The 25,144-nt window shown below is 61.6% G+C and carries 18 protein-coding genes and 2 pseudogenes; 17 read left to right on the forward strand and 3 right to left on the reverse strand.

The genetic code is table 11. The annotated features are described in order from the left end of the window. Nucleotides 1-3 precede the first annotated feature (3 nt). The 17 genes and pseudogenes from MRY17_RS01730 to MRY17_RS01815 all read left to right on the forward strand — a co-directional run bounded on the left by MRY17_RS01730 (nt 4) and on the right by MRY17_RS01815 (nt 20,999). Entirely contained in the window at nt 4-1,449 is a 1,446-nt protein-coding gene (locus tag MRY17_RS01730; protein WP_243353183.1) for a purine-cytosine permease family protein, read from the forward strand. A 68-nt stretch (nt 1,450-1,517) separates the two neighbouring features. Next, nucleotides 1,518-2,483: an ABC transporter substrate-binding protein gene (locus tag MRY17_RS01735; protein ID WP_065893718.1), complete on the forward strand. Its 966-nt coding sequence runs from the start codon at nt 1,518-1,520 to the stop codon at nt 2,481-2,483. 71 nt (nt 2,484-2,554) lie between these two features. Beyond that, nucleotides 2,555-3,406, forward strand: coding sequence for an ABC transporter permease (locus tag MRY17_RS01740; protein WP_057724462.1), 852 nt, complete (start codon nt 2,555-2,557; stop codon nt 3,404-3,406). Next, a complete protein-coding gene (locus MRY17_RS01745; protein ID WP_057724461.1) occupies nt 3,403-4,227 on the forward strand; it encodes a quaternary amine ABC transporter ATP-binding protein in 825 nt (274 codons plus the stop codon). Before MRY17_RS01740 ends, MRY17_RS01745 begins: the two co-directional genes overlap by 4 nt. A 143-nt stretch (nt 4,228-4,370) precedes the next feature. After that, nucleotides 4,371-5,879 (forward strand): histidine ammonia-lyase, encoded by a 1,509-nt coding sequence (hutH, locus tag MRY17_RS01750; protein WP_243353184.1) that lies wholly within the window; start codon nt 4,371-4,373, stop codon nt 5,877-5,879. Continuing rightward, nucleotides 5,869-7,446 (forward strand): histidine ammonia-lyase, encoded by a 1,578-nt coding sequence (gene hutH / locus MRY17_RS01755; protein ID WP_243353185.1) that lies wholly within the window; start codon nt 5,869-5,871, stop codon nt 7,444-7,446. The genes hutH (MRY17_RS01750) and hutH (MRY17_RS01755) overlap by 11 nt, the downstream gene beginning before the upstream one ends. Nucleotides 7,447-7,607: 161 nt before the next feature. Further along, a complete protein-coding gene (locus MRY17_RS01765) occupies nt 7,608-9,017 on the forward strand; it encodes an amino acid permease (RefSeq protein ID WP_191952697.1) in 1,410 nt (469 codons plus the stop codon). Nucleotides 9,018-9,032: 15 nt separating this feature from the next. After that, nucleotides 9,033-10,238, forward strand: a complete 1,206-nt coding sequence (hutI, locus tag MRY17_RS01770) for an imidazolonepropionase (RefSeq protein WP_243353186.1) — start codon at nt 9,033-9,035, stop codon at nt 10,236-10,238. Between the two features lie 39 nt (nt 10,239-10,277). Continuing rightward, a complete protein-coding gene (gene hutG / locus MRY17_RS01775) occupies nt 10,278-11,078 on the forward strand; it encodes an N-formylglutamate deformylase (RefSeq protein WP_243353187.1) in 801 nt (266 codons plus the stop codon). 121 nt (nt 11,079-11,199) lie between these two features. Next, complete coding sequence (gene pip, locus MRY17_RS01780) at nt 11,200-12,171, forward strand: prolyl aminopeptidase (protein WP_181282880.1); 972 nt, start codon at nt 11,200-11,202, stop codon at nt 12,169-12,171. After that, a complete protein-coding gene (dtd, locus tag MRY17_RS01785) occupies nt 12,168-12,605 on the forward strand; it encodes a D-aminoacyl-tRNA deacylase (RefSeq protein ID WP_057724454.1) in 438 nt (145 codons plus the stop codon). The genes pip and dtd overlap by 4 nt, the downstream gene beginning before the upstream one ends. 267 nt (nt 12,606-12,872) lie before the next feature. Beyond that, on the forward strand, nt 12,873-14,624 hold the full coding sequence (locus MRY17_RS01790) for a glucan biosynthesis protein G (protein WP_057724514.1): 1,752 nt from the start codon (nt 12,873-12,875) through the stop codon (nt 14,622-14,624). Beyond that, a pseudogene (gene mdoH, locus MRY17_RS01795) lies at nt 14,617-17,189 on the forward strand (glucans biosynthesis glucosyltransferase MdoH); the annotation flags it as partial. The gene MRY17_RS01790 and the pseudogene mdoH, both read left to right, overlap by 8 nt. A gap of 183 nt (nt 17,190-17,372) precedes the next feature. Continuing rightward, nucleotides 17,373-18,173 (forward strand): transporter substrate-binding domain-containing protein, encoded by an 801-nt coding sequence (locus MRY17_RS01800; protein ID WP_191952701.1) that lies wholly within the window; start codon nt 17,373-17,375, stop codon nt 18,171-18,173. A 218-nt stretch (nt 18,174-18,391) separates the two neighbouring features. After that, entirely contained in the window at nt 18,392-19,189 is a 798-nt protein-coding gene (locus tag MRY17_RS01805; protein ID WP_104501345.1) for a transporter substrate-binding domain-containing protein, read from the forward strand. Nucleotides 19,190-19,312: 123 nt separating this feature from the next. Next, nucleotides 19,313-20,272: an amino acid ABC transporter permease gene (locus MRY17_RS01810; RefSeq protein ID WP_191955935.1), complete on the forward strand. Its 960-nt coding sequence runs from the start codon at nt 19,313-19,315 to the stop codon at nt 20,270-20,272. Then, entirely contained in the window at nt 20,265-20,999 is a 735-nt protein-coding gene (locus tag MRY17_RS01815) for an amino acid ABC transporter ATP-binding protein (protein ID WP_243353188.1), read from the forward strand. Before MRY17_RS01810 ends, MRY17_RS01815 begins: the two co-directional genes overlap by 8 nt. A gap of 119 nt (nt 21,000-21,118) precedes the next feature. Here the strand turns inward: MRY17_RS01815 and MRY17_RS01820 are convergent, their stop codons facing one another. The 3 genes and pseudogenes from MRY17_RS01820 to MRY17_RS26525 form a co-directional block, all read right to left on the reverse strand. Next, entirely contained in the window at nt 21,119-23,026 is a 1,908-nt protein-coding gene (locus tag MRY17_RS01820) for a methyl-accepting chemotaxis protein (RefSeq protein ID WP_243353189.1), read from the reverse strand. A gap of 133 nt (nt 23,027-23,159) precedes the next feature. After that, complete coding sequence (locus MRY17_RS26520) at nt 23,160-24,032, reverse strand: methyl-accepting chemotaxis protein (protein WP_411566707.1); 873 nt, start codon at nt 24,030-24,032, stop codon at nt 23,160-23,162. Beyond that, a pseudogene (locus MRY17_RS26525) lies at nt 24,018-25,076 on the reverse strand (methyl-accepting chemotaxis protein); the annotation flags it as partial. The pseudogene MRY17_RS26525 and the gene MRY17_RS26520, both read right to left, overlap by 15 nt. Nucleotides 25,077-25,144 lie beyond the last annotated feature (68 nt).

Genomic DNA, 25,144 nt, shown 5'->3' on the forward strand with positions numbered 1-25,144 from the left:
AGCATGGCTGCGAACGACACCACCCCGTTGATCGAAAGGCGTTCGATCGACTACATCCCCGAAGCGGAAAGACATGGTCGTCTACTGAGCCAGTTCACCCTGTGGATGGGCGCCAACCTGCAAATCACCGCGATTGTCACCGGGGCCCTGGCCTTGGTGCTGGGCGGTGATGTGTTCTGGTCGTTGATCGGTCTGCTGATCGGTCAACTGATCGGCGGTGGCGTCATGGCGTTGCATGCGGCGCAAGGGCCCAAGCTTGGCCTGCCGCAGATGATCTCCAGCCAGGTACAGTTCGGTGTGTATGGCGCGGCTATTCCGATCGTGCTGGTGTGCCTGATGTACCTGGGTTTCACCGCCACCGGCACGGTGTTGTCGGGGCAGGCGCTGGGCCAGTTGTTCGGGGTCAGCGACAGCGTCGGCATCCTGATTTTTGCCAGTGTCATCGTGCTGGTCACGGTGCTGGGTTACCGGGTGATCCATTTCATCGGGCGTGTTGCCAGCGTCATCGGCGTGATTGCCTTTGTTTACCTGTTCAGCCGCCTGATGAGCCAGACCGATGTTGGCGCGCTCCTGCAGATCCGTCACTTCAGCTGGAGCAGCTTTCTGCTGGCCGTGTCACTCGCGGCCTCCTGGCAGATCGCCTTCGGCCCCTACGTGGCGGACTACTCGCGTTACCTGCCGAGCCAGACGTCATCGGTGAAAACCTTCTTCGCCGCGGGCGCGGGCTCGGTCATTGGTGCGCAGGTAGCGATGGTCCTTGGCGTGTTCGCAGCCGCCATGTCCAACGGCCAGTTTGCCGGGCACGAGGTGGCCTATATCGTTGGCTTGAGCGGTACGGGAGCCACCGCTGCGTTGCTGTACTTCAGCATCGCGTTCGGCAAGGTCACCATCTCCACGCTCAATTCCTACGGCAGCTTCATGTGCATCGCGACCATCATCAGTGGTTTCCGTGGCCGCCTGGAGGTCACGCGTCTGCAGCGCCTGGTGTTCGTGCTGGTCATCGTCGGCACGGCAACCCTGATCGCGCTGCTCGGTCAGCACTCGTTCCTCGGTGCGTTCAAGTCGTTCATCCTGTTCCTGCTGGCGTTCTTCACGCCCTGGAGCGCGATCAACCTGGTGGATTACTACTGCATCACCCGCGAGCGCTATGACGTGCCGGCGCTGGCCGATCCGAACGCTCGCTACGGTCGCTGGAACCTGTTGGGGATCAGCGTGTATGTGTTCGGCGTGCTGGTGCAGTTGCCGTTCATCTCCACCAAGTTCTACACCGGTCCCCTGGTGGCTGCGCTGGGTGACGTGGATATCTCCTGGATCATCGGCCTGGTGCTGCCGGCGGCCCTGTATTACGTGTGTGCGAAAAAATGGCACGGCACGGTGCCCGATCATCTGATCCTGCCAAAAGAGCAGGGCGCTTTACTCACAACAGACGGGCTGGCTGCGCAGGCCTGATGGGACGTGGACAAGGCAGGACGCCTTTTGACTGCCGTAATCCATTTCATGATTGGGAGCGTCACACAATGAAAATGCATAAGACCCTGCTGACCACGTTGCTGTCTGCGGGCTTGCTGGCAAGCGCCGGCGCCCAGGCGGCCGGCTGGTGTGAATCCGGCAAGCCGGTGAAATTCGCCGGGCTGAACTGGGAAAGCGGCATGTTGCTCACCGACATCCTGCAAACCGTGCTGGAGAAAGGCTACGACTGCAAAACCGACAGCCTGCCGGGCAATTCCATCACCATGGAAAACGCCCTGAGCAGCAACGACATCCAAGTGTTTGCCGAAGAGTGGGTGGGCCGCAGCGAAGTCTGGAACAAGGCCGAGAAGGCCGGCAAGGTCGTCGGCGTCGGCGCACCGGTGGTTGGCGCTGTTGAAGGCTGGTACGTGCCGCGCTATGTGATCGAAGGCGACGCCAAGCGCAAGTTGGAAGCGAAGGCCCCGGACCTCAAGAATATCGCTGATCTGGCCAAATACGCCGCCGTGTTCAAGGACCAGGAAGAACCGTCCAAGGGCCGTTTCTACAACTGCCCGGCCGGCTGGACCTGTGAGCTGGACAATAGCGAAATGCTCAAGAGCTACGGCCTGGAAAGCACCTACACCAACTTCCGCCCGGGCACCGGCCCGGCGCTGGATGCGGCGGTACTGTCGAGCTACAAGCGCGGCGAGCCGATCCTGTTCTACTACTGGTCGCCCACGCCGCTGATGGGCCAGGTCGACCTGGTCAAGCTGGAAGAAAAGCCGGGCGTGGATAAGCGCGTGAGCATCAAGGTCGGCCTGTCCAAGACGTTCCACGAGCAAGCGCCTGAGCTGGTGGCCGTGCTGGAAAAGGTCAACTTGCCCATCGACCTGCTGAATCAGAACCTGGGCCGCATGGCCAAGGAGCGGATCGAATCGCCGAAACTGGCGAAAATTTTCCTCAAGGAACATCCTGAAGTCTGGCACGCCTGGGTGAGCGAAGACGCCGCCAGGAAAATCGACGCGGCCTTGTAGGTAAAGCGTGTCCGGCTACCCTGAGGGGCAGCCGGGCGCCTGGCCTCAACCCACTGGATCGAGAGCACGCTATGTTTCCCGAGAGTTTTACGTTTTCCATCGCCGACTGGGTCAATGGTTGGGTGGACTCGCTGGTCACCAACTACGGCGATGTGTTCCGGCACATCTCCGACACCCTGCTGTGGGCCATCGTCAATCTGGAAGGGCTGCTGCGCGCGGCGCCCTGGTGGCTGATGCTGGCCATCGTTGGCGTCATCGCCTGGCATGCCACGCGCAAGGTGGTGACCACGGTGGTGATCGTCGGCTTGTTGTTCCTCGTCGGCGCGGTTGGCTTGTGGGACAAACTGATGCAGACCCTGGCGCTGATGATGGTCGCCACGGTGATCTCGGTGCTGATCGGCATTCCCCTGGGTATCCTTTCCGCGCGCAGCAATCGCCTGCGCTCGGTACTGATGCCGCTGCTGGACATCATGCAAACCATGCCCAGCTTCGTGTACCTGATCCCGGTGCTGATGCTGTTTGGCCTGGGCAAGGTGCCGGCGATTTTCGCCACGGTCATTTACGCCGCGCCGCCGCTGATCCGCCTGACTGACCTGGGTATCCGCCAGGTCGATGGCGAGGTCATGGAGGCCATCAACGCCTTTGGCGCCAACCGCTGGCAACAACTGTTCGGCGTGCAACTGCCGCTGGCGCTGCCAAGCATCATGGCGGGTATCAACCAGACCACCATGATGGCCTTGTCGATGGTGGTGATCGCCTCGATGATCGGCGCTCGTGGCCTGGGTGAGGACGTGCTCGTCGGCATCCAGACCCTCAACGTTGGGCGAGGCCTGGAAGCCGGGCTGGCAATCGTGATTCTTGCAGTGGTCATCGACCGCATTACCCAGGCCTATGGTCGTCCACGGCATGAGGCGAGCAAATGACTAGCGTCAGCAAAATCGAAGTCAAAAACGTCTTCAAGATCTTCGGCAACCGCTCCAGGGAAGCGCTGGCGCTGATTGGCCAGGGCAAGACCAAGGATCAGGTGCTGGCCGAGACCGGTTGCGTGGTCGGCGTGAACGATCTGTCCCTGAGCATCGCCACCGGTGAAATCTTTGTGATCATGGGCTTGTCGGGCTCCGGCAAATCCACTCTGGTGCGTCACTTCAACCGCCTGATCGATCCCACCAGCGGTGCGATCCTGGTGGATGGCGAAGACATCCTGCAACTGGACATGGAGGCCCTGCGTCAATTCCGTCGCCACAAGATCAGCATGGTGTTCCAGAGCTTCGGCCTGCTGCCCCACAAGAGCGTGCTCGACAATGTCGCCTATGGCCTGAAAGTGCGTGGTGAAACCAAGCAGGTCTGCGCCGAACGCGCCCTGCACTGGATCGAAACCGTGGGCCTGAAGGGATACGAAAACAAATACCCGCACCAGCTCTCCGGCGGCATGCGTCAACGTGTCGGCCTGGCCCGCGCCTTGGCTGCAGACACCGACATCATCCTGATGGACGAAGCCTTCAGCGCCCTCGACCCGCTGATCCGCGCCGAAATGCAGGACCAGTTGCTCGAGCTGCAAAAGACCCTGCACAAGACCATCGTGTTTATCACCCATGACCTCGACGAGGCGGTGCGCATCGGTAACCGCATTGCGATCCTCAAGGACGGCAAGCTGATCCAGGTGGGTACGCCGCGGGAGATTTTGCATTCACCGGCGGATGAGTATGTGGACCGGTTTGTTCAGCGGCGGGCTGCGGTGGTCTGATCCTGGTTTGGTGGTGAGGTTACTGGCCTCATCGGGGGCAAGCCCCCTCCCACACTTGAAAGTATTCACAGATCAAAATGTGGGAGGGGGCTTGCCCCCGATAGGGCCGGTAAGGCTGCAAAAGAATTGAAGAAGGTACAAAGATGCCCCAGGCAACAACAATCATCATCGCCGACGCCCCAATGCACTGGCAGGACGTCACCGCCGTCGCCCGCCACGGCGCAGTGCTCGAACTCTCAAGCCAGGCCTGGGCACGCATCGACAATGCCCAAGCCATCGTGCAGCGCATCGTTGCCAGCGGCGAACGCGCGTATGGCGTCAACACCGGCCTGGGCGCGCTGTGCAACGTGTCGCTGGAGGGCGAGCAACTGAGCCAGTTGTCGCGCAACACCTTGCTCAGCCACGCCTGCGGCGTCGGCCCGGTGCTCAGCGATGAGCAGACCCGCGCGATCATCTGCGCCGCCATCATCAACTACAGCCACGGCAAATCCGGCCTGCATCGGCAAGTGGTGCAGGCGCTGCTGGCGCTGCTCAACCACGGCATCACCCCACAAGTACCGTCCCAGGGCTCGGTGGGTTACCTGACCCACATGGCCCATGTCGGCGTGGCGCTGCTCGGCGTCGGCAACGTCAGTTATCGCGGCCAGGTTGTGACAGCGCAAGAGGCCCTGGCCGCTGAAGGCTTGCAGCCGGTGGTACTCGGCGCCAAGGACGGCCTGTGCCTGGTCAACGGCACACCCTGCATGACCGGCCTGAGCTGCCTGGCCCTGGCCGATGCGCATCACTTGCTGCAATGGGCCGATGTGATCGGCGCCATGAGTTTCGAAGCCCAGAGGGGCCAGATCGATGCGTTCGACGCAGAGATCATTGCCCTCAAGCCGCACCCAGGTATGCAGCAAGTGGGCAACAATCTGCGTGCGTTGCTTGACGGCAGCGAGGTGATCGCCAGCAGCAAAGGCATCCGCACCCAGGACGCCCTGAGCATCCGCTCGATCCCGCAGATCCACGGCGCGGCGCGCGATCAGGTGGAGCACGCGACCCGCCAGATCGAGACCGAACTCAACAGCGCCACGGACAACCCGCTGGTGCTCGGCACGCCCGACAACTACCGCGTGGTGTCCCAGGCCAACCCCCATGGCCAGTCCGTGGCGCTGGCGGCCGACCTGCTGGCCATCGCCATGGCCGAAATCGGCTCGGTGGCCGAGCGCCGCCTGGATCGCCTGATCAACCCGCATGTCAGCGGCCTGCCGGCGTTCCTGGTGAGCAATCCCGGGGTCAACTCCGGAATGATGATCGTGCAGTACGTCGCCGCGTCCCTGTGCGGGCAAAACCGCCAATTGGCGCAACCGGCGGTACTCGACAACTTCGTCACCTCGGGCCTGCAGGAAGACCACTTGAGCATGGGCACCAATGCCGCGCTCAAGCTGCATCAAGTGCTGGCCAACGTGAATCAGATCCTCGCCATCGAATACCTGCTGGCGGCCCAGGCGTTCGAGTTCCTCAAGGGCCAGCGCTTCGGCGCCGGCACCGACCGCGCCTGGCGCCTGCTGCGCGAGGTCGTGCCGGCCTATGAGCAGGACCGCTGGCTGGCACCGGATATTGCAGCAGCCGCCAACCTGATCAAAGACACCGCTTTACCGAATGTGCACTGAATACCTAGAAGAACAATTCACAAGGAGAACGAATGTGACTGCGCTAAACCTGATTCCAGGCCAACTGAGCCTCGCCCAACTGCGGGCCATCTACCAGCAGCCGGTAACCCTCAGCCTGGATGACAGCGCCACGGCGCAGATCGAAGCCAGTGTGGCCTGCGTGGAGCAGATTCTCGCCGAGAACCGCACGGCGTATGGCATCAACACCGGTTTTGGCCTGCTGGCCTCGACCCGCATCGCCAGTGAAGACCTGGAAAACCTTCAGCGTTCGCTGGTGCTGTCCCATGCCGCCGGTGTGGGTGAGCCGATCAGCGATGCGCTGGTGCGGCTGGTCATGGTGCTCAAGGTCAACAGCCTGAGCCGCGGGTTCTCCGGGATTCGTCGGCAGGTAATCGACGCGCTGATCGCGCTGATCAACGCTGAGGTGTACCCGCACATTCCGCTTAAAGGTTCGGTCGGTGCATCCGGTGACTTGGCGCCCCTGGCCCATATGTCCCTGGTGCTGCTCGGCGAAGGCAAGGCGCGCTACAAGGGCGAATGGCTGGAGGCGCCCGAGGCACTGAAAGTCGCCGGCCTGACGCCGCTGACCCTCGCCGCCAAGGAAGGCCTGGCCCTGCTCAACGGCACCCAGGTGTCCACCGCCTATGCCTTGCGCGGTCTGTTCGAAGGCGAAGACCTGTTTGCCGGCGCCCTCGCTTGCGGCGGCCTGACCGTGGAAGCGGTGCTTGGCTCGCGCTCGCCGTTCGACGCACGGATTCATGCCGCACGCGGCCAGCGTGGGCAGATCGACGCCGCTGCGGCCTATCGCAACTTGCTCGGCGAAAGCAGCCAGGTGTCCCAATCGCACCAGAACTGCGACAAGGTGCAAGACCCTTATTCCCTGCGCTGCCAGCCGCAGGTCATGGGCGCGTGCCTGACCCAGTTCCGCCAGGCCGCCGAGGTGCTGGTGGTGGAGGCCAACGCGGTATCGGACAACCCGCTGGTGTTCGCGGCCGAGGGCGATGTGATTTCCGGCGGTAACTTCCACGCGGAACCGGTGGCCATGGCCGCCGACAACATGGCGTTGGCCATCGCAGAGATCGGCTCCCTGAGCGAGCGGCGTATCTCGTTGATGATGGACAAGCACATGTCGCAACTGCCGCCGTTCCTGGTGGGCAATGGCGGGGTCAACTCCGGCTTCATGATCGCCCAGGTCACCGCCGCTGCGCTCGCCAGCGAGAACAAGGCGCTGGCCCACCCGCACAGCGTCGACAGCCTGCCGACCTCGGCCAACCAGGAAGACCACGTCTCCATGGCCCCGGCTGCGGGCAAGCGTCTGTGGGAAATGGCCGAGAACACTCGTGGCATTCTTGCGGTGGAATGGCTCGCCGCCTGCCAGGGCCTTGACCTGCGCGACGGCTTGAAAACCTCACCTGCCCTTGAAAAAGCCCGTGGCCTGCTGCGCGACAAAGTGGCGTTCTACGACAAGGACCGCTTCTTCGCCCCGGACATCATCGCCGCCAGCGAACTGCTCGCCAGCCGCTGCCTGAACGAGCTGGTGCCGGCCAGGTTGCTGCCGAGCCTGTAACCCACCGCCGCCCTACTGTAGGAGCGAGCTTGCTCGCGAAAATCGCCAACGATGACGCGGGAAACCTGACACCCCTGGGCGTTCTCAGGTTTTTCGCGAGCAAGCTCGCTCCTACAGGTGAGGTCGTTTTTTCTCGGGATAAAAATAACTAGGGAAGAGAAATGCACCCGCCAGAAAAAGGTTTGAAACGCGGGCTCAACGCCCGACATATTCGCTTCATGGCACTCGGTTCCGCGATCGGCACCGGGCTGTTCTACGGCTCCGCCTCCGCCATCCAGATGGCCGGCCCCGCCGTACTGCTGGCCTACCTGATCGGCGGCGCCGCCGTCTTCATGGTGATGCGCGCCCTCGGCGAAATGGCCGTGCACAACCCGGTGTCCGGCTCGTTCGGCCACTACGCCAGCACTTACCTGGGGCCCATGGCCGGGTTTATCCTCGGCTGGACCTACGCCTTTGAAATGATCATCGTCTGCCTCGCCGACGTCACCGCGTTCGGCATCTACATGGGCTTCTGGTTTCCCGAGGTCGCGCGTTGGGTCTGGGTGCTGGGCATCGTGTTTTTGATCGGCGGCCTGAACCTGTGCAACGTCAAAGTGTTTGGCGAGATGGAGTTCTGGCTGTCACTGCTCAAGGTCGGCGCCATTGTCGCGATGATCCTCGGCGGCTTCGGCATCATGCTGTTCGGTATTCATTCGGCCGGTGAAACCCAGGCTGCCGGCTTGAGCAACCTGTGGGCCCATGGCGGCTTCATGCCCAACGGCATCGGCGGCCTGATCGCGTCCTTCGCCGTGGTGATGTTTGCCTTCGGCGGTATCGAAATCATCGGCATCACCGCCGGGGAAGCCAAGGACCCGCAGCGCGTGATCCCCAAGGCGATCAACGCCGTACCGCTGCGCATCCTGCTGTTCTACGTGCTGACCCTGTTTGTGCTGATGGCGATCTACCCGTGGCCGCAGATCGGCAGCCAGGGCAGCCCGTTCGTGCAGATTTTCAGCAACCTGGGAATCGGCTCGGCGGCGACCATCCTCAATATCGTAGTGATCTCGGCAGCGGTATCGGCCATCAACAGTGACATCTTCGGCGCCGGCCGCATGATGTACGGCCTGGCCCAGCAAGGGCAGGCGCCCAAGGGCTTCGCGCAATTGTCCAAACAGGGCGTACCGTGGATGACCGTGGTGGTGATGGGGGCGGCGCTGCTGGGCGGCGTGGTGCTCAACTACCTGATCCCGGAAAACGTGTTCCTGCTGATCGCCTCGATTGCCACCTTTGCCACCGTGTGGGTGTGGCTGATGATCCTGTTTACCCAGGTCGCCATGCGCCGCTCGATGAGCAAGGAGCAGGTGGCAGAGCTGAAATTCCCGGTGCCGTTCTGGCCGTATGCGCCGGCAGCAGCCATTGTGTTCATGCTGTTTGTGTTTGGCGTGCTCGGTTACTTCCCCGACACTCAGGCGGCCTTGATGGTCGGAGCGGTATGGATCGTGTTGCTGATCGTTGCCTATCTGCTGTGGGTCAGGCCCGCTGCCGGGCAAGCGGCCAAGGTTCATTACGAACAGGCTTTGTCTCATCGATAACTTAGGGAGGCGTTGATGAAAACCCTTTGGCAACACTGCCACGTAGCAACGATGGCCCAGGGCAAATACTCGATCATCGAGGATGCTGCCATGGTGACTGCGGGTTCGCTGATCGAGTGGATCGGCCCGCGCAGCCAGGCGCCAACGGCGGATTACGCCCAGGTGCATGACCTGCAAGGCGCGTGGGTCACCCCCGGCCTGGTCGACTGCCACACCCACACCGTGTTCGGCGGCAACCGCAGCGGCGAGTTCGAGCAGCGCCTAGAAGGCGTCAGCTACGCTGAAATCGCGGCCCAGGGCGGTGGCATTGCCAGCACCGTGCGGGCCACCCGTGCAGCGACGGAAGATGAATTGTTTGCCAGTGCTGAAAAGCGCCTGCGCAGTCTTTTGCGCGATGGTGTGACCACGGTAGAAATCAAGTCCGGCTACGGCCTGGATCTGGCCAACGAACGCAAGATGCTGCGCGTGGCGCGGCGCCTTGGCGAATCGCTTCCGGTGAGCGTGCGCGCTACCTGTCTGGCGGCCCACGCGCTGCCGCCTGAGTACAAAGACCGTGCCGATGACTACATCGAGCACATCTGCAGCGAGATGCTGCCGGCCCTGGCGGCAGAAGGCCTGGTGGATGCGGTGGACGCGTTCTGTGAATACCTGGCGTTCTCCACCGAGCAGGTCGAGCGCGTGTTCAAGGTTGCCCGGCAACTTGGCTTGCCGGTGAAGCTGCACGCCGAGCAACTCTCTTCGCTGCACGGTTCCAGCCTCGCGGCGCGTTATCAGGCGTTGTCGGCGGATCACCTGGAATTCATGACCGAAGAGGATGCCATCGCCATGGCCGCTGCAGGCACCGTTGCCGTGTTGCTGCCAGGCGCCTTCTACTTCCTGCGCGAAACCCAATTGCCGCCGATGGACGCCCTGCGCAAGCACGGCGTGAAGATTGCCATCGCCAGCGACCTCAACCCTGGCACCTCGCCGGCCCTGTCAGTGCGCCTGATGCTGAACATGGCCTGCACCCTGTTCCGCATGACCCCCGAAGAAGCCCTGGCCGGCGCCACGCAGCACGCGGCTGCCGCGCTGGGCATGGGCGACACCCATGGTTCGCTGGAAGTGGGCAAGGTTGCGGATTTTGTCGCCTGGCAGATCGATCGCCCCGCCGACCTGGCCTATTGGCTGGGCGGCGAGCTGGATAAACGCATCGTACGCCATGGCGTCGATGTCACTGTTTAACTGCGTTTGTGACTGCATTTGTAAATAGGGAGCATCGTTGTGGATAAGGTTCTGACATTCAAGCAAGGCCGCGTACCGCTGCTGATCAGCATGCCCCACGCCGGCCTGCTTCTGACGCCTGCGGTCGAGGCCGGGTTGATCCCCGAGGCGCAAAGCCTGCCGGACACCGACTGGCATATTCCCTTGTTGTATGACTTTGCCGAAGAGCTGGGCGCCAGCACCCTGGCGGCCGAGTATTCGCGGTTTGTCATCGACCTGAACCGACCATCCGATAACAAGCCGCTCTATGCGGGCGCCACCACCGGCCTGTACCCGGAGACGCTGTTCGATGGCGTGCCGTTGTTCCGAGAAGGGCAAACGCCGTCCGAAGCCGAGCGCGCCACCTACCTGCAGAAAATCTGGGGCCCGTATCACCGCACGCTGCAAGAAGAACTGGCGCGCCTCAAGGCCGAATTCGGCTATGCGTTGCTGTTCGACGCGCACTCGATCCGCTCCGTGATCCCGCACCTGTTCGACGGCAAATTGCCGGACTTCAACCTCGGCACCTTCAATGGCGCCGCGTGCGATCCCGAACTGGCCGGCCAGCTGGAAGCCATCTGTGCTCAGCATCCTCAGTACACCCACGTGCTGAACGGACGTTTCAAGGGCGGTCACATTACCCGCCACTACGGTAATCCGGCGCAGGATATTCATGCGGTGCAGTTGGAGTTGTGCCAGAGCACGTATATGGAAGAGGTCGAGCCGTTCCGGTATCGCCCCGACCTGGCCGAGCCGACCCAGGTGGTGTTGAAGCAATTGCTCAAAGCCTTGCTGGCGTGGGGGCAAACGCACTATCGATAAAGGCTGACGCGGGTCCAGGCGTTCAAGGACATGCTCATTGCACAATTCGGGTTTATGATGCCAGACAGCAGAATAATAGACGTCCCCCCAGGGATGGACCCGACACCCCACGGAGCGCGCAATGCAGACTTGGTACCCGCAGATCAAACCCTATGCCCGGCACGATCTGGCAGTCGATGATGTTCACACGCTGTACGTCGATGAAAGCGGCTCCCCCGAGGGCCTGCCTGTGGTGTTCATCCACGGCGGCCCCGGCTCCGGTTGCGACGCGCAGAGCCGTTGCTACTTCGATCCGAACCTGTACCGTATTGTCACCTTCGACCAGCGCGGTTGCGGGCGCTCCACACCCCGCGCGAGCCTTGAAAACAACACCACCTGGGACCTGGTCGCCGACCTTGAGCGCATCCGCGAGCACCTGGGCATCGACAAGTGGGTGCTGTTCGGCGGCTCCTGGGGATCGACGCTGTCCCTGGCCTACGCACAAACCCACCCAGAGCGCGTGCATGGCTTGATCGTGCGCGGAATTTTCCTGGCGCGTCCTCAGGACATTCGCTGGTTCTACCAGGAGGGCGCGAGCCGACTGTTCCCGGATTACTGGCAGGATTACCTGGCCCCGATCCCGTTGGAAGAGCGTCACGACATGATCGCGGCGTATCACAAGCGTCTGACCGGCAACGATCAGATCGCCCAGATGCACGCGGCCAAGGCCTGGTCCGGCTGGGAAGGGCGCATGCTGGGCCTGTGTCCGAGTCCGCAGCATGTCGAGCGCTTCTCCGAGCCGCAGCGTGCCTTGTCCATTGCCCGTATCGAATGCCATTACTTCACCAATAACTCGTTCCTGGAGCCAGACCAGCTGATTCGCGATATGCACAAGATCGCCCATCTGCCCGGGGTCATCATTCACGGCCGCTACGATATGATTTGCCCGCTGGATAACGCCTGGGATCTGCATCAGGCCTGGCCGAACAGTGAATTGCAGGTGATCCGCGAGGCGGGGCATGCCGCGTCCGAGCCTGGCATTACCGACGCGTTGGTCCGCGCAACCGGCGAAATGGCACGGCGCCTGCTTGATTTGCCGCCAGAAGAAGCATGAAGGGCCTGTTGCAACGGGTGCGAGGCGCCCGCGTCGAGGTGGCTGGCGAAATAGTTGGGGCGATTGACCAGGGTTTGCTGGTGCTGGTGGCCGTCGAACCTTCAGATACGCCCGAGAGCGCCGATAAACTGCTGCACAAACTGCTTAACTATCGAGTGTTCAGTGACGATGAGGGCAAGATGAACCTGTCGTTGAAGGATATCGGCGGTGGTTTGCTGCTGGTGTCGCAGTTCACCCTGGCGGCGGACACCAAAAGCGGGCTGCGGCCGAGCTTCTCCACGGCGGCCCCGCCGGCCCTGGGAGCGGCGCTTTTTGATCACTTGTTGTTACAAGCGCAACAATTGCATGGCAAGGTGGCATCAGGGCGTTTTGGCGCGGATATGCAGGTGCATTTGGTCAATGATGGCCCTGTGACCTTTCTCTTACAGACCTGAATGTATGAAAAACGACGTTAATGCCTAAAAACGCAGGGTTTCGCTACAAATACTTCGTTGTCCCTGATGCGTTGTCTCGCGGGCTGCTAGATAATCGCGCGCTACGGGGATCAGCGTTGTTTGGTCCATTTTTGACTTAGGTAGAGACTTGTCCGACAAACCAGTGGGGAATCATTTTGCCCCTGAGGAGTCGGAACAATGCTCGCCAACCTGGCATATAGATAGCTGGCCGTTGGTTTTTTGATCTGTTTTCGGCGAGGGTTGCTCGTGATTGTTAGTCCCTGTAATGCACCAAAATTGTCTGCCAAACGGTTACGAAACGCACTGGTGACGGGCTCTGCCCTGTTCTGCCTGTTCGGCGCGGGTCAACTGTGGGCATTCAGTCTGGACGATGTATCGGCCAAGGCAAAAGAGCTGGCTGGGCAGAAATACGAAGCTCCGCGCAGCAATCTGCCGAACGAATTCCGCGAAATGAAATTCGCTGATTACCAGAAAATTCGTTTCCGCAATGAAAAAGCCGAGTGGGCCGATCAGAACACCCCGTTCAAGCTGTCCTTCTATCACCAGGGTATGCACTTCGATACGCCGGTGAAAATCAATGAAGTCACCGCTGACAGTGTCCAGGAAATCAAGTACGACCCCAATCGCTTCGATTTCGGCGACGTGAAATTTGATCCGAAAGCCACCGAACAGTTGGGTTATGCCGGCTTCCGGGTGCTGTTCCCGATCAACAAGGCCGACAAGCAAGACGAAATCATGACCATGCTCGGCGCCAGCTATTTCCGCGTCGTCGGCAAGGACCAGGTGTATGGCCTGTCCGCCCGTGGTCTGGCGATCGACACTGCGCTGCCGTCCGGCGAAGAATTCCCGCGTTTCACCGAGTTCTGGATCGAGCGTCCGAAGCCGGGCGACAAGCACCTGGTGATCTTCGCCCTGCTGGATTCGCCGCGTGCGACCGGCGCCTACCGTCTGATTCTGCGTCCGGGCACCGACACCGTGGTCGACGTCAAATCCCAGATGTACCTGCGCGACAAGGTGAGCAAGCTGGGCGTGGCCCCGCTGACCTCGATGTTCCTGTTTGGCGCCAACCAGCCGTCCAAGGTCCTCAACTACCGTCGTGAGCTGCACGATTCCAGCGGCCTGTCGATCCATGCCGGCAATGGCGAGTGGATCTGGCGCCCGCTGAACAATCCTAAACACCTGTCGGTCAGCAACTTCAGCGTGGAAAACCCGCGTGGGTTCGGCCTGCTGCAACGCGGCCGCAACTTCAGCCACTACGAAGACCTGGACGACAACTACGACAAGCGCCCAAGCGCCTGGATCGAACCTGAGGGCGACTGGGGCAAAGGCACCGTCGACCTGGTAGAAATTCCGACCGCTGACGAAACCAACGACAACATCGTTGCCTTCTGGAGCCCGGCCGAACTGCCGGAAGTCGGCAAGCCGCTGGATGTGTCCTACCGCCTGCACTGGACGCTGGACGATGCCGCCTTCCATTCGCCGGACAGCGCCTGGGTCAAGCAGACCCTGCGTTCCACCGGTGACGTGAAGCAATCCAACCTGATCCGTCAACCGGACGGCACCGTCGCTTATCTGGTGGACTTCGAAGGCCCGGCCCTGAAGAAGCTGCTGCCCGACGCTCCGGTGCGCAGCCAGGTGAGCGTTGGCGACAACGCCGAACTGGTCGAAAACAGCGTGCGCTACAACGAGCACACCAAAGGCTGGCGCCTGACCCTGCGCATGAAGATCAAGGACGCGAGCAAGCCGACTGAAATGCGTGCGGCGCTGGTGCAAGAGATCGCACAGGCTGAGCCCGAGCAGGTGTCGACTCACGTGCTCAAGGCTGACAAGGTCCTGGCCAAGCAACACGAGAAACAGGCCAAGAAAGACGCCAAAGAGGCGAAGGACAAGGACGCCAAGCAGCCCGAAGCTGCCCCGGCCCCTGTCACGCCGGAGCCGGCCAAGACCGAACAAGTCCTGACCGAAACCTGGAGCTACCAGTTGCCTGCCGATGAGTAATTCACAAGTCAAGCCAGAAACTCTGACCGAGTACCTGGCGCATCTCCCCATGACGGCTGAGCAGCGCGCCGAGCTGGCGGGCTGCAGCTCCTTCAGCGAGCTGCACGAACGCCTGTCGTCCGCCACCTTCGACGCACCCACCGATGCCGCCCAGGCGTCGGTGGGCCGCCGGCTGACCCTGAGCACCGCTGAAGAGCTGCAGGACGCCGAGATGCTGGCGCTCGACGCCAGCGGTCGCGTCTGCCTGAAGGCCACCCCGCCGATCCGTCGGACCAAAGTGGTGCCCGAGCCTTGGCGCACCAACATCCTGGTACGTGGCTGGCGCCGGATGACCGGGCGCACCAATCCGCCGAAGCCGCCGAAAGACGAACGGGTATTGCCCGCCGCGCGCTGGCGTACCGTGGGTTCGATCCGCCGCTATATCCTGTTGGTGCTGATGCTGGGCCAGACCATCGTGGCCGGCTGGTACATGAAAGGCATCATGCCGTACCAGGGCTGGTCGCTGGTCGACTTCGACGAGATCCGCAACCAGACCCTGCTGCAAACCGCTACCCAGGTACTGCCTTACGCACTGCAGACCAGCATCCTGATCATGTTCGGGATTCTGTTCTGCTGGGTGTCGGCCGGTTTCTGGACCGCGCTGATGGGCTTCCTCGAGCTGCTGACTGGTCACGATAAATACCGTATCTCCGGTAAGAGTGCTGGCAACGAGCCGATTCCGAAGGATGCGCGCACCGCGCTGGTGATGCCGATCTGTAACGAAGACGTGCCGCGAGTATTCGCCGGTTTGCGCGCCACGTTCGAATCGGTCGCCGCGACCGGTGACCTGGACCGTTTCGACTTCTTCGTGCTCAGCGACAGTAACGAAGCGGATATCTGCATTGCCGAACAACAAGCCTGGCTCGACGTGTGCCGCGAAGCCGGTGGTTTCGGCAAGATTTTCTATCGCCGCCGTCGCCGTCGCGTCAAGCGCAAGAGTGGCAACCTCGACGACTTCTGCCGTCGCTGGGGCGGTGACTATAAGTACATGGTGGTGCTCGACGCTGACAGCGTGATGAGCGGCGAATGCCTGACCAGCCTGGTACGCCTGATGGAAGCCACGCCGGATGCCGGGATTATCCAGACCGCGCCGCGTGCGTCGGGCATGGACACCCTGTATGCGCGCATGCAGCAGTTCGCCACCCGCGTCTACGGCCCGCTGTTCACCGCCGGCCTGCACTTCTGGCAGTTGGGTGAATCCCACTATTGGGGCCACAACGCGATCATCCGCATGAAGCCGTTTATCGAGCACTGCGCCCTGGCGCCGTTGCCGGGTAAAGGCGCGTTTGCCGGTGCGATCCTTTCCCACGACTTCGTTGAAGCAGCGCTGATGCGCCGTGCCGGCTGGGGCGTGTGGATTGCCTACGACCTGCCGGGCAGCTACGAAGAGCTGCCGCCCAACCTGCTCGACGAACTCAAGCGTGACCGTCGCTGGTGCCACGGTAACCTGATGAACTTCCGCCTGTTCCTGGTCAAGGGCATGCACCCGGTGCACCGTGCGGTGTTCCTGACCGGCGTGATGTCCTACCTGTCGGCGCCGTTGTGGTTCTTCTTCCTGGTGTTGTCCACGGCGTTGCTGGCGGTCAATACCCTGATGGAGCCGCAGTACTTCATGGCGCCGCGCCAGTTGTACCCGCTGTGGCCGCAATGGCATCCGGACAAGGCGGTGGCACTGTTCTCCACCACCATCGTGCTGCTGTTCCTGCCCAAGCTGCTCAGCATCATCCTGATCTGGGCCAAGGGCGCTAAAGAGTTCGGCGGCAAGTTCAAGGTGACCCTGTCGATGCTGCTGGAGATGCTGTTCTCCATGCTGCTGGCGCCGGTGCGCATGATCTTCCACACCCGCTTCGTACTGGCCGCGTTCCTCGGCTGGGCCGCGACCTGGAACTCGCCGCAGCGCGACGACGACTCCACACCCTGGAGCGAAGCGGTCAAGCGTCACGGTCCGCAGACCTTGCTGGGCTTTTTGTGGGCGTTGCTGGTGGTGTGGCTGAACCCGAGCTTTTTGTGGTGGCTGATCCCGATCGTCGGCTCGCTGATGCTGTCGATCCCGGTGTCGGTGATTTCCAGCCGAGTCAAGCTGGGCCTCAAGTCCCGTGACGAGAGCCTGTTCCTGATCCCTGAGGAATACAATCCGCCGCAGGCGCTGCTGTCGACCGAGAAGTACACTCACGAAAACCGTTGGCATGCGCTCAATGACGGGTTTGTGCGTTCGGTGGTCGACCCACAGCAGAACGCCCTGGCCTGTGCCCTGGCGACCTCGCGTCACCGCGAGGCGGAGCCGATCGAGTACTTGCGTGTGGAGCGTGTTCGCCACGCGTTGAAAGTCGGCCCGGCTGGCCTCAACAACAGCGAACGCCTGGCCCTGCTCAGCGATCCGGTGGCCCTGGCCCGCTTGCACGAACAGGTCTGGAGCGAAGGCCACGCCGAGTGGCTGGACGCGTGGCGTGCATCGATCAAGGCTGATCCGCACGCGCCATTGCTACCGCTGCAACCGCTGTCGTCCCAGGCTCAACCGGCCTGATTCAGACGCCCCCGAGGGTTCACCTCGGGGGCGTTTCAAGCGCTGGTCCTACAGCGTTTGGCGCCTCTTCCTTTCCTCGCTAACTCCTTGTTATTTCGAAACAAAAGACCTTCGTTCGAAGCGTATTGCCGTGCCTGTGGCTGGGGTAGCATCGCCCCCAAATTTGACGCGCCACGGGGGCACAGATGTTCAAAAGGTATTGTTCGGCACTGTTGATAAGTGTTGCCGCGTTGCTGCACACCGGCTTGCTCTCTGCCGGGGCGATTGACGACGCTGTGCGCCGTGGCGTGCTGAAAGTGGGCACCACGCCGACTTACGTACCGTTCGAAATGACGGACAAGCAGGGGCGCATCATAGGCTTTGAGATTGACTTGCTCCAGGCGATGAGCCGCGCGCTGGGGGTTGAACTCGAACTGGTCGCGGTGCCCTACACGCAGTTGCTGTCGGGGCTGATGGCGAATAAGTTCGACTTGATCGGCAGCGGCATGACGGTCACCCAGGAGCGCAACCTGCAGCTCAACTTCAGTGATTCCTTTATCGTGGTGGGCCAATCCGTCCTGCTGAATTCGCGCCTGGCCGGCAGGGTATCGAGTATCGAAGACCTGGACGAGGCGGGTTATCGAATCGCGGTCGCCGAAGGCACCACCGGCGAGGCCGCGGCGCAGCGCTTCCTGGGGGCGGCCCGGCTCCAGCGTTTCACTGCGCCGGAGGACGGCGTGCGCCAGGTGGTGGAGGGCAAGGCCGACGCCTTTATTTATGATGCGCCCTACAACCTGATCGCCATGACCCGGCCCGAGAACAGCGCATTACTGACGCTTGAGCAACCTTTTACCTTCGAACCCCTGGCGTTCGGCCTGAAAAAGGGTGATTACGACAGCGTCAACTGGATCAATCACTTCCTCAATCAAGTGGCCCAGGACGGCACCTACGATCAATTGCACGACAAGTGGTTCAGGGACACTGCCTGGCTCGCGGAGATTGAATGATCGTCATAACTACTTACACATCAACTCATTAGCGAGTCCGTGCAGCGACCTGTCTAGGTCTTTAGTCAGGCGCCGTGCGGTAGGGTCTCTCTTGCCGGCGTCAATAACATTTAGTCGTGAAACCTTTGTGACGGGCAACGAGTGGGTTAGGATCGCACCCCGAAATAGCGCAGCCCATAGCGCGCCAACCTTATAAAAACCGTTCAGGGGACTTGATGATGAAAAAGTATCTTTCGATGCTGATGCTCGGCGTCACCGCGCTGGTGGCGGCCACTGCGGCACAGGCCGGCGCCATCGATGATGCGGTCAAGCGCGGCACGCTGAAAGTCGGCATGGACCCGACCTACATGCCGTTCGAAATGACTGACAAACGTGGCGAAATCATCGGCTTCGAAGTCGACATCCTCAAGGCCATGGCCAAGTCCATGGGCGTCAAGCTGGAGCTGGTGTCCACCGGCTACGACGGCATCATCCCGGCCTTCCTGACCGGCAAGTTCGATATGATCGGCAGCGGCATGACCCTGACCCAGGAGCGCAACCTGCGCCTGAACTTCAGCGAACCCTTCATCGTGGTGGGCCAGACCCTGCTGATTCGCAAGGAGCTGGAAGGCACCATCAAGTCCTACAAAGACCTGAACGACGAAAAATACCGCCTGACCTCCAAACTGGGCACCACTGGTGAGATGGTTGCCAAAAAGCTGATCGCCAAAGCCAAGTACCACGGCTATGACAACGAGCAGGAAGGGGTGCTGGACGTGGTCAACGGCAAGGCGGACGCCTTTGTCTACGACGCGCCGTACAACGTAGTGGCCGAGAAGAAAGTCGGCAATGGCAAGCTGGTGTTCCTCGACGAACCCTTTACCTTTGAGCCCCTGGCGTTCGGCTTGAAGAAAGGCGACTACGACAGCGTCAACTTCATCAACAACTTCCTGCACCAGATCAAGAACGACGGCACCTACGATCGCATCCATGACAAGTGGTTCAAGAGCTCCGAGTGGCTCAAGGACATGGAATAAGGCTTAAGACCGAGTTGCCTGTATCGGGGGCAAGCCCCCTCCCACAGGGAAACGCATTCCAAATGTGGGAGGGGGCTTGCCCCCGATGGCGGCCTACCAGGCAACACCTATGCGGACAGTGAAATGAAACAGAAAAAAGCCCAATGGCCCTGGCACCTGCTGACCGTGGTCGTGCTGGTCGGCCTGGCGGGCGCCTTGTACTACGCCACCTCGTTGATGTCTTATGAATGGCGCTGGAATCGCGTACCACAGTACTTCGCCTATCAGGCCGAAGAGGCGCAGCGTGCAGCCGATGTTTCCACCGTCATTGAGCTGGTACGCCAAGGCGATGTGGCCGAGGTGACTTTGCGCAACGATGCCGGAGCCGAGCAAAAGGTGACGGTCGCCGACAACAGCCTGCAAGTGGCGCGCGGCGATGATGTGGCTGAAGGTGACGTCATCGGTGTCAACCGTCATTGGGCATTGGGCCCGCTGATGTGGGGCTTGTGGACCACGCTGTGGTTGTCGGTGGTGTCCGGTATCCTGGGCCTGGCGATCGGCCTGGCCACTGGCTTGTGCCGGCTGTCCCGCAACCCGACCTTGCGCGACCTGTCGACGATCTACGTCGAACTGGTGCGCGGTACGCCGCTGCTGGTGCAAATCTTCATTTTCTATTTCTTTATCGGCACGGTGCTCAACCTGTCCCGGGAGTTTGCCGGGATCGCGGCGCTGTCGCTGTTCACCGGTGCCTACGTGGCGGAAATCGTACGTGCCGGTGTGCAATCGATCACCCGTGGCCAGAACGAGGCAGCGCGCTCCCTGGGCTTGAGCGCCAGCCAGTCGATGCGGCATGTGGTGCTGCCGCAGGCCTTCAAACGCGTCCTGCCGCCGCTTGCCGGTCAGTTCATCAGCCTGGTCAAAGACACCTCGCTGGTCTCGGTGATCGCAATCACCGAGCTGCTCAAGAGCGGGCGCGAAGTGATCACTACCTCGTTTTCACCCTTTGAAATTCTGTTCTGTGTGGCAGGCCTTTACCTGCTGATCAACCTGCCGCTGTCGAAAATGGCCAGCCGGCTTGAGCGGAGGCTCGCGCAAAGTGATTGAAGTCCGCGATCTGGTAAAAGTCTTCGACACCCGTGGCCACGTAGTGCGCGCCGTGGACCATGTCACCACTCAGGTAGCCAAGGGTGAAGTGCTGGTGGTGATCGGCCCGTCCGGTTCCGGCAAGTCTACCTTTCTGCGCTGTCTTAACGGGCTGGAGGAATTCGATTCAGGCTCGGTCAGCATCGACGGTTTGCAGCTGGCCGATCCGAAGACCGATGTGAACGCCTACCGCCGTGAAGTCGGCATGGTGTTCCAGCATTTCAACCTGTTCCCCCACATGACCGTTCTGGAAAACCTGTGCCTGGCGCAAAAGGTCGTGCGCAAGCGCGGCAAGCGAGAACGAGAAGCGAAGGCCCTGGCGTTGCTGGAGAAGGTGGGTATCGCCCAGAAAGCCAATGAATTTCCGTCGCGCCTTTCCGGAGGCCAGCAGCAGCGGGTGGCGATTGCCCGAGCGCTGGCAATGGAGCCCAAGGTGATGCTGTTTGACGAACCGACCTCGGCGCTGGACCCGGAAATGGTCGGCGAAGTGCTCGACGTCATGAAGACCCTGGCCCTGGAAGGCATGACCATGGTCTGCGTCACCCACGAGATGGGCTTTGCCCGCGAGGTGGCGGACCGGGTGCTGTTCTTCGATCATGGCAAATTGCTGGAAGACGCGGCGCCGGCCGAGTTCTTCGAAGCACCCAAAGACCCGCGGGCCCAGGCTTTCCTGCGCCAGGTTTTATAAATGTGGGAGGGGGCTTGCCCCCGATAGCGGTGTAACAGTCAATACATTAGGGACTGACACTCCGCCATCGGGGGCAAGCCCCCTCCCACATTGGATTTCCATCGCTTGCAATTGATGTTTCAGAGCTTGAATTTGGCGACCAGCGTCTGCAGATCCACGCTCAACCGCGTCAATTGAACACTCGCTGCGGCCGTTTCCTCGCTGGCGGCGGCGGTCTGTTCCGATACATCCCGTACCTTCAACACACTGCGATTGATCTCCTCGGCCACCGCGCTTTGCTGTTCGGCGGCGGCGGCAATCTGCGGGTTCATTTCCTGGATCACCGATACCGTGCGGGCAATCGCCGCCAGGGCCTCGCCGGCGTCGCGGGTCAGGGCAACGCTGTTGTCGGTCAGGCTGCGGCTGCTGTCCATGATGTCCGCTACCTGCTGGGTGCCGTTATGCAGGCCCAGGATCAATCCTTCGATTTCTTCGGCTGATTCCTGTGTTCGCTGGGCCAGGCTGCGTACCTCGTCGGCGACTACGGCGAACCCTTGGCCGGCACTGCCCGCGCGCGCCGCTTCGATGGCGGCGTTCAGGGCCAGCAGGTTGGTCTGTTGGGACAAGGACTTGATAACGTCGAGCACGCTGGCGATCTTCTGGCTTTCCTGTTGCAGGGTCAGCATGGCACGACCGGACAAAGCCATTTCACTGGCCAGGTTGCCGATCTGCTCAACCGCTTGAGTGACCACCTGCTCGCCGGCGCCGGCCTGCTGGTCTGCTTCGTTGGCGGCAACGGACGCGCGTTCGGCATGGCGTGCGACTTCCTGGGCGGTAGCGAGCATTTCATTCATCGCCGTGGCCACCTGGTCGGTTTCATCTTTCTGGTCGTTGAGCCCGTTGCGCGTCTGTTCAGTCACGGTGGACAACTGTGTCGCCGCACCGGCGATCTGGCGGGCGCTGTCACCGATGCTGCTGATCAGGCTGCGCAGGCTGCGGGTCATTTGCCCGATGCTGTGTTGCAGTTGGCCCAGTTCGTCGCGGCGCTCTACCTGGGTATCGTGGCTCAAGTCGCCCTGGGCAACACGGTTGGCGGCGATAAGGATTTCACGCAGCGGCGAAGCGATCTGCCGGGCAATCCACCACGCGGCCAGGGCGCCCAGCACGAGCGCAGCCAGCGTGACGCCGATCATCAAGGTGCGCGTCTGGTTGGCCTCTTCATTGCGCTTGGTGTTCTGGCTCTGGCTCAACAGGTTACTTTTCTCACGCAACGCGTTGAGCTGCTGCTCGAAGCGGTTTTGCACGGTCTCGACGTTGAGCTGGGCTTCCTTGAGCTTGACCAGTTGTGCCCGATAATTGGCCAGGTCGGCTTTGAGCAGCGCCGAATCCACCGGCAGTGTGGTCACGGCGGCCTGTGCGATATCCAAGGCGTCCAGCGTCTGGCTGGCGGCCTCGGCATAGGCCTGTAACGATTCGGCCGCCCAGGCCGGGTTCTGGGCGCGATCCTCAGCCTGCTCCATGGCTTGGCGCAGTTGCTCGATGGTATCGAGCGCCTTTTCGTCATTCTGGTCGGGCAGGTCGCTGGCGAATTCGGCCAGGGTGTCACTGGCTTGCAGGGCGGACGTCTTCAGCGCCGGGCGTATATTCTCGCGCTGTTCGATCAAGGCGGGTAGCTGCGCCAGCGCGGTCTTGAAATCGGCGACCAGGCGTACCGCCTCTTCATTACGTTGCACGTCCACCGGGTCTATCAGACGATGTGAAAGCTCTGCCAGATGCTGGTCGATTTTTTCGATCTTCTGCGCCATCTGGCCAAGGCTGGCTTTGTCCGCCAGGGTGCGGTATACGATGCGATCGGCGCGCATGGCCTCGGCATATACGGCCAGCTGGCCCAGGCTCGTCAAGCTGTCGGAGCGATAAAGCACGGCGTTCAGGGCCTGCCAGCCCGTTGCAGCGATGATGAAGCTGAGCATCAGCACTTGGCCAAAACCCAGCGCGAGCTTGAGGCGTACGCTGGCGTTCACCAGCATGCGGGTCAGCCGAGATAACATGGCGCACCTCCCATTCAGAAAAAGCGTTTCGCGACAGATGAACGCTAATTCGAATTGGAGTGAGGGCGGGCTGATAACCGTGTAGGAAATTTCACAAGATGCGGCAGCCGCAATCGACCGCCGCGCAGGTCTGTCAGATACGGAAGCGTCCGACCAGGGTTTGCAAGTAGATGCCCAGGCGGGCCAGCTCGGCACTGGACGCCGCCGTTTCTTCGCTGGCCGAAGAGGTTTGTTCGGAAACATCGCGCACATTCAACACGCTGCGGTTGATCTCCTCGGCGACGGCGCTTTGCTGTTCGGCGGCCGTGGCGATCTGCGAGTTCATCGCCTGGATGGTCGACACGGTGCGGGTGATGCTTTCCAGCGCGCTGCCGGCCCGGCGGGTCAGTTCGACACTGCTGTCGGTCAGGCCGCGACTGTTGTCCATGATGGTCGCCACCTGCTGGGTACCGTTTTGCAGGCCGACGATCAGTTCCTCGATCTCTTCGGTGGACTTCTGTGTGCGCTGGGCCAGGCTGCGCACTTCGTCGGCCACCACGGCGAAGCCACGTCCGGCTTCACCGGCACGCGCCGCTTCAATGGCCGCGTTGAGCGCCAGCAGGTTGGTTTGCTGGGCCACGGACTTGATGACGTCGAGCACGCTGCCGATCTTGTCGCTTTCGCGCTTCAGATCACCCATGGCGATCGTCGAGTTGCCGACTTCAGTGGCCAGGCGCTCGATCTGGGCGATGGCTTCGCCGACCACCTTGTCGCCTTCACGGGCCTGCAGGTCGGCGGCCACGGCGGCTTCCGACGCTTCTTCGGCATTGCGCGCCACTTCCTGCACAGTGGCGGCCATTTCGTTCATGGCCGTGGCCACCTGGTCGGTCTCGATCTTCTGACTGTTGACCCCGGCGCTGGTCTGTTCGGTGACTGCCGACAGCTGCTCGGCGGCGCTGGCGATCTGGGTGACGCCGTCGCTGATACCGCCAATCAACGTGCGCAGGCCCACGGTCATGCTTTGCATGGCGCGTTGCAGTTGGCCCAGTTCATCCTGGCGGGCGGACTCCAGATTGTGGCTCAGGTCGCCCGAGGCCACGCGTTCGGCGACCTGGAGGGTTTGATTGAGCGGAATGATGATCTGGCGAGTGATGGCCCAGGCGGCGAAGAGGCCAAACAGCAGTGCCAGCAGGGTAGCCAGCAGCAACAGCTGTTTGGCTTGGGCGGCGTCGCTGTCGCGGACCACGGTTTGCGAGGCGGTGAGCTTGTTGCTGCGGTCCAGCAAGATGTCGCCCTGGGCGCTCATGATTTTCAGCGCGGCGGCGCTGGCCACCTGTGAGTCGCGGTACTGGCTGACAGCGGCGCGGTAGGCTTGCAGTGAAACGCCGGCCTGTTGCAGGTTGGTCGAAAATTGATCAGGTAGCTGGCCGTTGAGCGCGGCGACTTTCTTCAGGGCGTTATCGATGGCATCCAGCGCGGGCTGCTCGGCCTCGACTTTGCCGCTGTAGGTGTAACCGCGCACCTGGAACCGCGCCTGCTGGATCAGCTTGCTCAGGTCGACGATGCTGTTGAATTGGCTGACGCTGTCGCCCTGTAGCAGGCTCGTTTCCACTTCACGGACTTTGAGCACCGCGTTGTCAGCGGTATCGCCAAGCTTGCTGCGCGCATTTTCGCGATTGGCGCCCGCCTGGACCATGGTGTCGAAGGCGCGCTTGTACTGATCCACGGCGGCGAGCTGGTCATCGATCAACGCGATATCGGCGGGCTGTTCAATCAGCGTCCGCGCGGTTTTCAGGCCGCTTTCCAGTTGGTCCAGAAAACCATTGACCGCCGCCGGGCCCTGTTCGCCACGGCGCATTTCAAAGTCCAGGCGCGCGATGCGCAGGTCCTTGCTCAAGTCGTTGAGGCTGGCGATGTAGCCCAGTTTGTCGCCACGGCTGATCACACCTGAAAGCCCGGCCCAGCCGGTGAGTGTGATAATTAATGTAAGCAGCAACACCAGGCCGAAGCCGACGCCCAGCTTGGTTTTGACGCTGACATTCCCCAGCTTTTCGGCTAACCAACGATACATGCTGCGAACTCCCCTGGAGCAAGGCTTGGACTTATTCCGGGGTTATCGGCATGTGTATGAAATTCTGA

Origin of the sequence: Pseudomonas orientalis (assembly GCF_022807995.1) — a bacterium.
Classification (GTDB): Bacteria; Pseudomonadota; Gammaproteobacteria; order Pseudomonadales; family Pseudomonadaceae; genus Aquipseudomonas; species Aquipseudomonas orientalis_B.